Here is a 12,318-nt window from a genome sequence, read left to right on the forward strand (position 1 = left end):
CATGGTCGTTCTGAACAAGATTTACACCAAGACTGGGGACGATGGCGAAACCGCGCTGGGCAATGGCTCGCGCGTAGCCAAGTTCGCCCAGCGGGTCGAGGCCTATGGCACAGTGGACGAGGTCAACTCGGTCGTCGGCCTGGCCCGGCTGCATGCGGCGGACGAGGTGGACGCCGCTCTGTCGCGCATCCAGAATGACCTGTTCGACCTGGGCGCCGACCTGTGCCTGCCCGAGATGGCCAAGGACGACCAGCGCGAGTGGAACCCGCTGCGCATGCATGACAGCCAGGTTACGCGGCTGGAAAAGGAAATCGACGCGATGAACGTGCGGCTGGAACCGCTGCGCAGCTTCATACTGCCGGGCGGATCGGCGCTGTCGGCGCATCTGCACCACTGCCGCACCGTTTCACGCCGGGCTGAGCGGCTGACCGTGGCGCTGGCGACGGTCGAAGAGGTGAACCCGGCCGCGGTGCGTTACCTCAACCGCCTGTCGGACTGGTTCTTTGTCGCCGCCCGTATCGCCAATGACGATGGTCGCGCCGACGTCCTGTGGCAGCCGGGCGCGAACCGGACCTGAGGACCGGGCGGGGTCAGACCCCGTCCTCCGTCAGACCGGCGTGGCCTCCAGCCAGACCCCGCCCTGGGGCCGTAGGGTCAGGATCATCACGGGTTCCGGCGCCTTGCCCTTGACCGGCGTGAACCGCAGGTTGGCCAGCAGCGTCGCCAGGATGATCACCGCCTCCTGGATGGCGAAACTGGCCCCGATGCAGATTCGCGGGCCGTCGCCGAAGGGCAGGTAGGCGTATCGGTCGGGCCGTTGCCCGCCCCAGCGGTCGGGGCGGAAGGCATCGGGTTCTTCCCAAAGCAGCTTGTTCCGGTGCAGCGCATAGAACGGCAGGATCACCGTATCCCCGCGGCGTATCTCGCGCCCGCAAAGCTCGTCCGGGCCCTGCGCCGTGCGCGACACCATCCCCGCAGGCGGATATAGCCGTAGCGCTTCGTCCACGATCCGCCGGATAAAGGGCAGCTTCGCCACGTCCTCGCCGGTCGCGACACGGCCTTGCACCACGCCGCGAACCTCGTCCCGCGCGCGCTCCTGCACCACAGGGTCGAAGGCCAGCAGATACAGCGACCAGGCCAGCGTCAGCGCCGTCGTCTCGTGCCCGGCGACGATGAAGGTCAGCAGGTTGTCGCGCAACTCGCCCACGTTCATCTGGCGCTTGCTTTCCGGGTCCTCGCCGGCCAGCAGCAGGTCCAGCAGGTCGGGCACGCCCTCGTGCCCGCGCGCCTTGCGCGCCTCGATGGCCTCGTCGGCGACGCGCTTCATTTCCTTCACCCCGCCGGCGAAGAAAGTTCGCCCCGGACGCGGAACCCAGTCCGGCATGCCGAGGATGTCGAACAGCGAGATCTTGCCCGCCTCGGCGATATAGGCGTCGATCGCCTTGTGCACGCCGTCGCGGTCAAAGCCCTCGCCTCCCGAAAACGTGACGTCCGAGATCACGTCGAAGGTCGTCGTCACCATCTCGGCCAGGAAATCCACCGCCCGCGGGCCGGCCTGCGTCACACGGGCGACCGAGCGCTCCGCCGCCGCCGACATCACCGGCGCCAGGTTCATCACGTTGCGATGCGAGAACACCGGCGCGGCCGTGCGCCGCTGCCAGCGCCAGTTCGCCCCCTCTGCGATGAACATCGATTCGCCGATGGCCGGGCGCAGCAGGTTCTTGGTGACGATGGACTTTGGGTAATTGTCTAGGTTTTCCAGAAGGATGCGCCGGTTCGCGCCGGGGTCCATCACCATGTGCCAGCGCTTGCCGGTCTTGCCCGAGACCATCGGCTGGCGCGTCGCAAGGTCGGGGATGATCGACAGGACGTTGCGGCGCGAGGCCTGCAGGCTGCCCCAAAGGCCCATTGGCTGCGTCACCAGCGGCACGCGGACGGGCAGGGGGGCTTCGGTGACGGCACGCATCTCGGTCATGGCACGGCTCCAGCGGTCATGGCCCATAGATAGGGGCCGGACGGGTCTTGGCCAACTCAGCCGCGCCCGTCCTTGTGTGGTAGCAGCAGCGCGTAAAGCGCGGCGTTGGACGGGGTCGGGACGCCAAGTTGCCGGCCCAGCCGGACCGCCGCGCCCGAGACCCATTCGATTTCCAGCGGCCGTCCGTGCTCGACGTCGATTGCCGTCGAGGCGCGCATCGGTGCGGGCAGCATCTGCGCCCGTTCCCAGGCCTGATCCGCGATGTCCTCGGGCAAAGCGACGCCCCGGGCCCGCGCCAGCGCCGCCGTCTCGGCCAGAACCGACCGGAACAGCGCGGCCAGCGGCGGGTGGGCGACGATGTCGCCAATGGTGCAGCGCCCCGCAGCGGTCACGCCCGACACGGCCGAGAAGGACACGAACTTCATCCACAAATCGCGCTCGATATCGTCGGTTGGCGGCGCCTCGGCCCCGGCCTCTGTGATCGCGGCCCGCAGCGCGTCGATCCGGGCGGAAGGGCGGCTATCGCGCTCGGCAAAGGTGAAGCGGGCAAAGGCGCCAACCTGACGGATCACGCCGGGTTCCGCGATCGTGGTCGAGACCATGGCCGCGCCATTCGCGACATGCTGCGGCGGCAGGATCGCGGCAAGGCGCTCTGCCGCCTCGACCCCGTTCAGGAAGGGCACCACCAAGGTGGCCGGGCCCAGCATCGGCCGGCAGGACTCGGCGGCGCCGGGCAGGGCGCCGCCCTTGACGCCAAAGATTATGGCATCGACGGGGCCGACCTGCGCCGGGTCGTCGGTGGCGATCCAGGGCCGGACCGTCTCGACCCCCTCGGGGCCGTCAAGCGTCAGACCCTTGTCGCGGATCGCCTCCAGGTGTGCGCCGCGCGCGATGGTGGCCACCTGGTGGCCGGCCTGCGTGAGTCGAACCGCCAGGTAGCCGCCGATTCCGCCGGTCGCCATGGTTGCGATCTTCATTCGTCCCGTTCCTTTTTCCGCTGCCATTCATCCGATCCTAGCACAGGGCGGAGCAAGATGCCGACCGGGATGCAATTGCGCCAGCGGCTTGCATGATCTATCCACGGTCGGGACGCTTTCAGGAGAAGACAGCATGATCCGTCCCATAGCCGCCTTCGCCGGTCTTGCCCTCTGGCTGACCGCCTGCACCGATGCCACCCGCGACCTCGACGGTCCGTTCGAGCCCATGGGCGATTTCCGACTGGGGTATTCCGAGGTCGTGGCGCCGAATCTCGAAAGGCTGTTGATCTCGCGCGACGCGACCCAGGAAGAGTGGATCACCGCGGTCGACCAGGCGATGGAACGCCGCTTTGGCCGATTCGAAGGCGACAAGTTCTATCATCTGGGCATCAGCGTCGAGGCTTACTCGTTGCCGCCGCCTGTGGTGCCGGGCAAGTCGGCGCTTGCGATGCGCGTGACTGTCTGGGACGATGCGACCCAGCAGAAGCTGAACGCCGAAACCAAGGTGATCAGCGTCATCAAGGTGTTTGAATCCCGCATTACCATGACGCGCGAGCAGCAGATCGACATCCTCGCCGCCGACGCCGCCAAGGAGCTGGAGACGTGGCTGCGCGAGCAGTATCAGACCCAGGGCTGGTTCGGTGGAACCGTCGCCCCGCCGGTGGATCCGGCGCTGGTCCCGCCCGAGGGCTGAGGCGCGTATCTGGCGCTTGATTTTCCCTGATGAACCCCATAAACGGCCCGCGATGTGTAAACCGGGTCGGCTGTGGCCCCTTCAACAGAGGCGTCAGATAAGATGGCAAAGGAAAAGTTCGCGCGGAATAAGCCGCACTGCAACATCGGGACGATCGGTCACGTCGACCACGGCAAGACGACGCTGACGGCTGCGATCACGAAGTATTTCTCGAAGGAGTTCAAGGCGTACGACATGATCGACGCGGCTCCTGAGGAGAAGGCGCGCGGCATCACGATCTCGACCGCGCACGTGGAATACGAGACCGAGGCGCGCCACTACGCCCACGTCGACTGCCCCGGCCACGCCGACTACGTGAAGAACATGATCACCGGTGCGGCGCAGATGGACGGCGCGATCCTGGTGGTGAACGCGGCTGACGGCCCGATGCCGCAGACGCGCGAGCACATCCTGCTGGGCCGCCAGGTCGGCATCCCGGCGATGGTGGTGTTCCTGAACAAGGTCGACCAGGTGGACGACGAGGAACTGCTCGAGCTGGTCGAGATGGAAGTGCGCGAGCTTCTGTCGGCCTACGACTATCCCGGCGACGACATCCCGATCATCGCGGGCTCGGCGCTGGCCGCCCTCGAAGGCCGTGATCCCGAGATCGGCGAGAACAAGATCCGCGAACTGATGGCCGCCGTCGACGCGTACATCCCGCAGCCGGCGCGTGCGATCGACCAGCCGTTCCTGATGCCGATCGAGGACGTGTTCTCGATCTCGGGCCGCGGCACCGTGGTGACGGGCCGTGTCGAGCGTGGCGTGGTGAACGTCGGCGACGAACTGGAAATCGTTGGCATCAAGGCGACGCAGAAGACGACCTGCACGGGTGTCGAGATGTTCCGCAAGCTGCTGGACCGCGGTGAAGCCGGCGACAACATCGGCGCGCTGCTGCGCGGCATCGACCGTGAAAAGGTCGAGCGCGGCCAGGTGCTGTGCAAGCCGGGTTCGGTGAAGCCGCACACCAAGTTCGAGGCCGAGGTCTACATCCTGACCAAGGAAGAGGGCGGCCGTCACACGCCGTTCTTCGCGAACTATCGCCCGCAGTTCTACTTCCGGACGACGGACGTGACCGGCACGGTCGAGCTTCCCGAGGGCACCGAGATGGTGATGCCGGGCGACAACCTGAAGTTCGTGGTCGAGCTGATCGCGCCGATCGCGATGGAAGACGGCCTGCGCTTCGCCATCCGCGAAGGCGGCCGCACCGTCGGCTCGGGCGTCGTGTCGAAGATCGTCGCGTAAGCGACGGTCCCGAGACGCGCCACGAAATGTGTGTCGGAGATCGTCGCGTAAGCGACGGCCCCGAGACGCGAAACCCGGATGAGAATTGAGAAGGCCGCCCTACCGGGCGGCCTTTTGCTTTGCTCCGCCCCGCCGCCGCGCTAAGCCTTTGCCATGACCGATCCCGCACCGCATCCCGAGAGCCTGCTGGCCTATGCGCATGTCCTCGACGGGCCCGCCGCCGGCACTGCGCTGACCGCCGACGAGGCCCCCGCTGTCCTGCGCGCCGACACGCTGGCCTGGGTCCACCTGCGCGCCCAGCATCCCGACACCGCCGGCTGGATCATGCAGAACCTTTCCTATCTCGATCCGACCATCGTGGATGCGCTGGTCGCCGAGGAAACCCGGCCCCGCGTCACCCGTGTGGGCGACGGGTTGATCGTGATCCTGCGCGGCATCAACACCAATGAGGGCGCTGACCCCGAGGACATGGTCTCTGTCCGGTTGTGGATCGACCCGCACCGAATCGTCAGCCTGTCACGCCGTCGCGTTTCGGCGATCGAGCTGCTGTCCGACGCGCTGGCGCAAGGCCGTGGTCCGACCGACGCTGCCGGGTTCCTCGTGCGGCTGACGCAGTCGCTCAATACGCGGATCGAATCCTTCTGGTCAGAGCTCGAGGATGAGGCGGATGCATTGGAGGAAGAGGTGCTGACCGGTGCCACCTCGGACGGGATGCGCCAGCGGCTGGTCGAACTGCGCCGCCGTGCGATCATCCTGCGCCGCTACCTCCAGCCGCAACGCGATGCGATGCGGATGTTGCAGGCGATTCATCCGCATTGGTTGATGCAGGACGGGCTGCGCGAACTGGCCGAGGAACTGGACGCGCTGGAACGCGTGGTCGAGGATGCCGACGCGCTGCGCGACCGCATGGCCCTGGTGCGCGACGAACTGGTCAGCCAGATGTCGCAACGCCTGAACCGCAACATGTACCTGCTGTCGATCCTGTCGGCGCTTTTCCTGCCGCTGACCTTCCTTACGGGGCTTTTTGGAATCAACGTCGACGGATTGCCGGGTGCGGACCATCCCGCCGCCTTCTGGATCTTCAGCGCGGCGCTGGCGGTGCTGGTGGCGGTGCAGATGGTCGTCCTGCGGCGTCTGCGCTGGATCTGACGATTTCCGTCTTGCAATGGTCGGCGGGCCGCCGTAAATCAGCGGCGGCCTTAGGGGTATAGCTCAGCTGGTAGAGCGACGGTCTCCAAAACCGTAGGTCGCGGGTTCGAGCCCTGCTGCCCCTGCCATTTCCCTCCAGCATCGTCCGCGGACCGGAACCGCTGCCGGGATGTGCCGTCCGACACTTGTGGCCACGCGGGCTTGTTTTTGCCGGACGGCGGGCGTAAGTGACCACGAACCGAAAATCAGACCGGAACCTTCAGGCATGGCCCGCACCAATCCGCTCCAGTTCATCCAGCAGGTCCGCGCCGAGGTGGGCAAGGTCGTCTGGCCGACCCGCCGCGAGGTGATGCTGACCACCGTCATGGTCTTCATCATGGCGACGCTGACCGCGATCTTCTTTGCCCTCGTCGATCTGCTGATCCGCACCGGGCTCGAGGAACTGCTGAGGCTGTTCGCCTGAGGTGGGCGCGCGACCTGCGCACTTGAATTCGCGCGCGGCTGGGGATAGTCACGCGCAAATCGACAGCAAGGGCGTGCAATGATTCGAGTTGCACGCCGCTTTTTTGTTCCCCGCGCGCAAGCCGGGATGGAAAGACCCGCCCCAGCGGGCAGGAAACAAGGGTAAGGCCAGATGGCGAAGCGGTGGTATTCGGTGAGCGTCCTCTCGAACTTCGAGAAGAAGATCGCCGAGCAGATCCGGACGGCGGTGGAGGAGCAGTCGCTTCAGGACCAGATCGACGAGGTCCTGGTGCCGACCGAGGAGGTCATCGAGGTCCGCCGCGGCAAGAAGGTCTCGACCGAGCGGCGCTTCATGCCCGGCTATGTCCTGGTCCACATGGAAATGTCTGACCGCGGCTACCACCTGATCAACTCGATCAACCGCGTCACCGGGTTTCTTGGCCCGCAGGGCCGCCCGATGCCGATGCGCGATGCCGAGGTCGAGGCGATCCTCGGCCGCGTGCAGGAAAACGTCGACCAGCCCAAGCTGCTGATCAGCTTCGAGATCGGCGAGCGGGTCAAGGTCACTGACGGCCCGTTCGAGGGTTTCGACGGCATGGTCGAGGGTGTCGACGACGACAACCAGCGCCTGCGCGTCGCAGTGTCGATCTTTGGCCGGGAAACCCCGGTCGAACTGGAATTCACTCAGGTCTCCAAGCAGGGCTGAGCGATGCGGGCCCGTCAGGGCCCTCTCACCGTGGGAGGCGAGGGCGGCGCGCCGTCCGGACCTGACCACGCAACGAAACCGCCCCGAGGACGCGTCCGACGGGTGTTGTAGAGGAGAAAGCTCATGGCAAAGAAGCTGATGGGCAAGATGAAGCTGCAGATCCCTGCAGGCAAGGCCACCCCGTCCCCGCCGGTGGGTCCGGCACTGGGTCAGCGCGGCATCAACATCATGGAATTCTGCAAGGCGTTCAACGCCAAGACGCAGGACATGGAAATCGGCGCGCCCTGCCCGACCGTGATCACCTACTATCAGGACAAGTCCTTCACGATGGACATCAAGACGCCGCCGGCGTCCTATTACCTGAAGAAGGCGGCCGGCCTGAAGCCGGTGGGCAAGCGCAACCGTCCCAAGGGATCGGTCAAGCCGGGCCGCGACGTGGTTGGCACCGTGACCGTCGCCCAGGTCCGCGAGATCGCCGAGGCCAAGATGAAGGACCTCAGCGCGAACGACGTGGAAGCGGCAATGCAGATCATCCTCGGCTCGGCGAAGTCGATGGGTATCGAGGTGAAGGGGTAATACGATGGCGAAACTCGGAAAACGCACCCGCGCCGCCCGCGAAGCCTTCGCCGGCAAGGACAACGTGACGGTCGAAGAGGCTGTCGCGCTGATCAAGGCGAACGCCAATGCGAAGTTCGACGAGACGGTCGAGATCGCGATGAACCTGGGCGTCGATCCCCGCCACGCGGACCAGATGGTCCGCGGCGTGGTCGGCCTGCCGAACGGCACCGGCAAGACGGTGCGCGTGGCGGTCTTCGCGCGTGGCCCCAAAGCCGACGAGGCGCAGGCAGCCGGTGCCGACATCGTCGGTGCAGAGGACCTGATGGAGACCATCCAGAGCGGCAAGATCGAGTTCGATCGCTGCATCGCGACCCCGGACATGATGCCGATCGTCGGCCGTCTGGGCAAGATCCTAGGCCCGCGCAACCTGATGCCGAACCCAAAGGTCGGCACGGTGACGATGGACGTGGCGCAGGCCGTCAAGGACGCCAAGGGCGGACAGGTCCAGTTCAAGGCCGAGAAGGCCGGCGTGGTGCATGCCGGTGTCGGCAAGGCCTCGTTCGATGCGGACAAGCTGGCCCAGAACATCCGTGCCTTCGTCGCGGCGGTTTCGGCGGCCAAGCCCACCGGTGCCAAGGGCACCTACATGAAGAAGATCGCACTGAGCTCTTCCATGGGCCCCGGCGTGACCGTGGACGTTTCCAGCGCCACCGGCAACTGATCGTGCCCCTTGCGGCGGATGGGGCGGGCCTTCGGGCCCGCCTTTTTCGTTGCCGGGAAAGATCGCGTTAGCAGTTTGACCCTATCCTCCGCGCAGGACCCACCAGCCGGAGGACAAGACATGCTGCATGCGCTGCGCCAGATCGCTTTTTGGGGATTTCTCTTGGCGGGAACGGCCGCCCAGGCGCTAGAGGCGCCGCAATCCCCCACCGTGCTGACCGTGACCGGCGACATCGCCGTGACCAACGCCGGCGACTCTGCCGTGTTCGACCGCGCGATGCTCCAGTCTCTGGACTGGCGCGAGGTCGCCACGCATACCTCGTTCACCCATGGGCCGCAGCGCTTTGCCGGCCCCACGCTGGCCTCGCTGCTGGCGGCGCTTGGCGTGACCGAGGGGACGCTGCGCGCCACCGCGATCAACGACTACACGATCGAGATCCCAGTGGCCCATGCCGCCCGGCACGACGTGCTGCTGGCGATGGATCTCGACGGCAAGCCGATGACCGTGCGCGACAAGGGCCCGATCTGGGTCGTCTATCCGCTGACAGAGGTCGAGGCTGCCGGGAAACCCTTCGATGGCGAGATGATCTGGCAACTCGTCCGCATCGAGGTCCGTCGCTAGAGCAGACCGAAATGTGGCGGCGGTTTCGAGAAAATGCCCGCGCGGCACGGGCGCTGGCGGCGATCTGCCTTGCCGCAGCGCTGGCCTTTGCCGTGGTCGTGCAGGAACGCGCGCAGGCCCAGGCGAAGGAGCGCGCGATCTTCGCCGTCAACGCGATCTCATGGAAGGTCAGCGAACTGATCTTCGAGGCGCAACGCCTGTCTTCCGGCCTGCGCGACCATGAGGCGGGCCTGTTGTCCCGCGACGAAGTCAATCTACGCTTCGACCTGCTGTGGAGCCGGATGAGCATCCTCTCCGAGTCCGAACTGGCGCCGGACCCCACCTTTGCTCAGGTGATCGCCGCATTCCGGGATTTCCTGGCCATCGAGGAGCCGGTGATCTACACCGCCCCGTCGATTTCCCCGACGGAGGTCGACAGGCTGGCCCTGCGGCTGGACGACATGGTGCGGGACGCGCGGATCACCTGGATCGACATGTTCGCCGCCCGGCAGGCCGACCAGCGCCGCGTCGCCCTCAGTGCGCTGCAACGCCCGTCCATCCTGCACGAGGTGGTCCTTGCCATTCTGATCGCCGCTCTGATGGCCTATGTCCTGGGCGAGGTCTATTTTGCCGGCGTCGCGCAACGCCGTGAACGCAGCCTGCGCGAACAGGCCGCCCAGGCCAGCGCGGCCAAGACGCGCTTCCTGGCCAATGTCAGCCACGAGATCCGGACGCCACTCAACGGTATCCTCGGCATGGCGTCCGAACTGGCGGAAACCGACCTGACCCGCGAACAGGCCGATTGCCTGAGCGTGATCGAGCAATCCGGCGGCCTGCTGCTGAGCACGATCAACGACGTTCTCGACCTGTCCCGCATCGAGGCAGGCCAGCTGCACGTGGAAACTCGGCCATTCGTTCTGCGCGATGTGCTGTCCGCAGCGCGCGCGCTATATGGGGCAAGGGCACGGGAAAAGGGCCTGTCGCTGGACCTGGAGATAGACGAGTCGTTGCCCGAGGTCGTGCTTGGCGACGGCCGGCGCCTCCGGCAGGTGCTGCACAACCTGATCGCCAACGCGGTCAAGTTCACCGAGACGGGCGGGGTCCGGGTCCGGGCCGGGCCCACTCCTGCGGGCGAGGCGCTGTGGATCACCGTCACCGATACCGGCCCGGGCATTCCCGCCGAGGCACAGGAGCGCGTGTTCCAGCCCTTTCACCAGGCCGATGCCGGCGTCACGCGCAAGCATGGCGGCACAGGCCTGGGCCTGACGATCTCGCGCCAGTTGTGCGAGGCTATGGGCGGCACGCTGGACCTCGAAAGCGCGGTGGGGCAGGGGGCGGTCTTTCACGTCACCCTGCCACTGAACGCCGCCTCGCAGGACCAGGCGGCGGCGGTCTCCAGCCGCCTCGACCGGGCCCCGATCCTCGTCGGCATGCGCATCCTTGTGGTCGACGACACCGCGACCAACCGCCTGCTGATGCGCCGTTTCCTGGAGCCGACGCAGGCGCAGCTGGCCTTCGCCGAGGACGGGCAGGAAGCGGTGGACCGGGCGCGTGCACGCCGCTTCGACGTGATCCTGATGGATATCCAGATGCCTCGCATGGACGGCATGGCCGCCACCGAGGCGATCCGCTGGCAGCAGGCCGAAAGCGGCCAGGCGCCCAGCCTGATTGTCGCCGTCACGGCCAATGTCCTCGCTCACCAGATCGAGGAATACATGACGGCGGGGATGCACGATTTCCTGCCCAAGCCGGTGTCGAAACGCGCGCTGTTCCGGCTGCTGGCCCGCTATGCCCGGGCCGAGGCCGCCTGAGGTCCTGCGACGGCCCTTGGCAAGCCCCGCCAAACCCGCTAAACGACCCGCCGAGGGCCCGGACGCGATTCGTGTGCGGACCCTCATTTCGTCCGAGACGGTGGGCTGCATTGCGCGTTAAGTCCTGCCTGAGACGGGAAGAGACATCTTGCCAAGGCCCGCGCAGCCGCGCCGGCCCCACGGTATGCGTCGACCCCGGTATCGGACTTTGCGGCAGGGTTCGCCCTGTCAGACTGAGCCGGAGGGTCCGCCCTCCATCAACTGGAGTGAAACTGTGGATAGAGCCCAGAAAGAGAAAGTGGTCGAGGAACTCGGCCAGATCTTCGAAAGCTCTGGCGTCGTGGTGGTTGCCCGCTACGAAGGTCTCACGGTTGCCGAGATGACGGACCTGCGGGGGCGCGCACGCGCCGCCGGCACATCGGTCCGCGTCGCCAAGAACAGGCTCGCCAAGATTGCACTCGAGGGAACGCCGGCCGCTGGCATCGCGTCGCTTCTCGAAGGCATGACGGTTCTGACCTATTCCGAAGATCCCGTGGCAGCTGCCAAGGTGGTCGAGGACTTCGCCAAAGCGAACCAGAAGTTCGCGATCCTTGGCGGGGCGATGGGCGGAACCACCCTGGACCGTGCCGGTATCGAGGCCGTGTCGAAGATGCCGTCGCGCGAGGAGCTCATCGCTTCCATCGTCGGCTGCATCGGCGCACCTGCCGCGAACATCGCCGGCGCCATTGGCGCACCTGCATCGAACATCGCTTCCATCCTCTCGACCATCGAGGAAAAGGCCGAAGCGGCGTAAGGCAATCGGAATGACCTGCGTAGGGGCCAAGGCCCGACGTTGGAACACATCTTGCAAACGGAAAGAGTCTCAAAATGGCTGATCTCAAAGCACTTGCCGAGCAAATCGTGAACCTCACGCTGCTCGAGGCACAAGAACTGAAAACCATCCTCAAGGACGAGTACGGCATCGAGCCCGCCGCTGGCGGCGCCGTCATGATGGCTGGCCCGGCCGCCGGCGGCGAAGCCGCCGCTGCCGAGGAAGAAAAGACCGAATTCGACGTGATCCTCAAAGCCGCTGGCGACAAGAAGATCAACGTCATCAAGGAAGTCCGCGCCATCACCGGCCTGGGCCTCAAGGAAGCCAAGGACCTCGTGGAAGCCGGCGGCAAGGCCGTCAAGGAAGGCGTCTCCAAGGACGAGGCCGAGGCCATCAAGAAGCAGCTCGAAGAAGCAGGCGCAGAAGTCGAGCTCAAGTAATTGCCTCACGGCGATTGCGCGCAGCCCCGCCAATGGCGGGGCTGTTTTCGTTTCCGGGGGCGCTGCGCAGGAGTGCTTGACGCTGTTGCCTGTTTTTGGCAATCTGCGCGTTAATGAAATGGCAATTCCTGTG

General features: G+C 66.1%; 14 protein-coding genes and 1 tRNA gene. 13 read left to right on the forward strand and 2 right to left on the reverse strand.

The genetic code is table 11. The features are described 5' to 3' along the window. Position 1: 1 nt before the first annotated feature. Positions 2-577, forward strand: a complete 576-nt coding sequence (locus tag KB874_RS06750) for a cob(I)yrinic acid a,c-diamide adenosyltransferase (protein ID WP_212535784.1) — start codon at positions 2-4, stop codon at positions 575-577. A gap of 30 nt (positions 578-607) precedes the next feature. Here the strand turns inward: KB874_RS06750 and KB874_RS06755 are convergent, their stop codons facing one another. Both KB874_RS06755 and KB874_RS06760 read right to left on the reverse strand, forming a co-directional pair. Continuing rightward, on the reverse strand, positions 608-1,966 hold the full coding sequence (locus KB874_RS06755) for a cytochrome P450 (protein WP_428849231.1): 1,359 nt from the start codon (positions 1,964-1,966) through the stop codon (positions 608-610). 65 nt (positions 1,967-2,031) lie between these two features. Further along, positions 2,032-2,952, reverse strand: coding sequence for a ketopantoate reductase family protein (locus KB874_RS06760; RefSeq protein WP_212535786.1), 921 nt, complete (start codon positions 2,950-2,952; stop codon positions 2,032-2,034). Positions 2,953-3,085: 133 nt separating this feature from the next. On the opposite strand from KB874_RS06760, the gene KB874_RS06765 reads away from it, so the two are divergent. From KB874_RS06765 to rplL, 12 genes are all read left to right on the forward strand, one after another. Beyond that, the gene (locus KB874_RS06765; RefSeq protein ID WP_212535787.1) at positions 3,086-3,646 is read left to right on the forward strand and encodes a hypothetical protein; all 561 of its coding nucleotides are present in this window, start codon (positions 3,086-3,088) and stop codon (positions 3,644-3,646) included. A gap of 102 nt (positions 3,647-3,748) precedes the next feature. Beyond that, complete coding sequence (gene tuf, locus KB874_RS06770) at positions 3,749-4,927, forward strand: elongation factor Tu (protein WP_212535788.1); 1,179 nt, start codon at positions 3,749-3,751, stop codon at positions 4,925-4,927. A gap of 153 nt (positions 4,928-5,080) precedes the next feature. Continuing rightward, complete coding sequence (locus KB874_RS06775; RefSeq protein WP_212535789.1) at positions 5,081-6,076, forward strand: zinc transporter ZntB; 996 nt, start codon at positions 5,081-5,083, stop codon at positions 6,074-6,076. Between the two features lie 52 nt (positions 6,077-6,128). After that, positions 6,129-6,204 (forward strand) — tRNA-Trp (locus tag KB874_RS06780). A gap of 137 nt (positions 6,205-6,341) precedes the next feature. Next, positions 6,342-6,539 carry a preprotein translocase subunit SecE gene (secE, locus tag KB874_RS06785; protein ID WP_212535790.1) on the forward strand — a complete coding sequence of 66 codons (198 nt, stop codon included), beginning with the start codon at positions 6,342-6,344 and terminating at the stop codon, positions 6,537-6,539. A 171-nt stretch (positions 6,540-6,710) separates the two neighbouring features. After that, positions 6,711-7,244 (forward strand): transcription termination/antitermination protein NusG, encoded by a 534-nt coding sequence (gene nusG, locus KB874_RS06790; protein ID WP_212535791.1) that lies wholly within the window; start codon positions 6,711-6,713, stop codon positions 7,242-7,244. A 123-nt stretch (positions 7,245-7,367) separates the two neighbouring features. Beyond that, positions 7,368-7,820 carry a 50S ribosomal protein L11 gene (gene rplK / locus KB874_RS06795; RefSeq protein WP_212535792.1) on the forward strand — a complete coding sequence of 151 codons (453 nt, stop codon included), beginning with the start codon at positions 7,368-7,370 and terminating at the stop codon, positions 7,818-7,820. A gap of 4 nt (positions 7,821-7,824) precedes the next feature. Continuing rightward, the gene (rplA, locus tag KB874_RS06800) at positions 7,825-8,523 is read left to right on the forward strand and encodes a 50S ribosomal protein L1 (protein ID WP_212535793.1); all 699 of its coding nucleotides are present in this window, start codon (positions 7,825-7,827) and stop codon (positions 8,521-8,523) included. A gap of 120 nt (positions 8,524-8,643) precedes the next feature. Continuing rightward, the gene (locus KB874_RS06805; protein ID WP_212535794.1) at positions 8,644-9,144 is read left to right on the forward strand and encodes a putative pterin-binding protein; all 501 of its coding nucleotides are present in this window, start codon (positions 8,644-8,646) and stop codon (positions 9,142-9,144) included. 11 nt (positions 9,145-9,155) lie between these two features. After that, positions 9,156-10,934 carry an ATP-binding protein gene (locus tag KB874_RS06810; protein WP_212535795.1) on the forward strand — a complete coding sequence of 593 codons (1,779 nt, stop codon included), beginning with the start codon at positions 9,156-9,158 and terminating at the stop codon, positions 10,932-10,934. A 274-nt stretch (positions 10,935-11,208) separates the two neighbouring features. Continuing rightward, positions 11,209-11,727 (forward strand): 50S ribosomal protein L10, encoded by a 519-nt coding sequence (rplJ, locus tag KB874_RS06815; RefSeq protein ID WP_212535796.1) that lies wholly within the window; start codon positions 11,209-11,211, stop codon positions 11,725-11,727. A gap of 74 nt (positions 11,728-11,801) precedes the next feature. Next, a complete protein-coding gene (gene rplL / locus KB874_RS06820; RefSeq protein WP_212535797.1) occupies positions 11,802-12,185 on the forward strand; it encodes a 50S ribosomal protein L7/L12 in 384 nt (127 codons plus the stop codon). The last annotated feature ends 133 nt before the right edge of the window (positions 12,186-12,318 follow it).

Origin of the sequence: Thetidibacter halocola (genome assembly GCF_018224955.1) — a bacterium.
GTDB lineage: Bacteria > Pseudomonadota > Alphaproteobacteria > Rhodobacterales > Rhodobacteraceae > Thetidibacter > Thetidibacter halocola.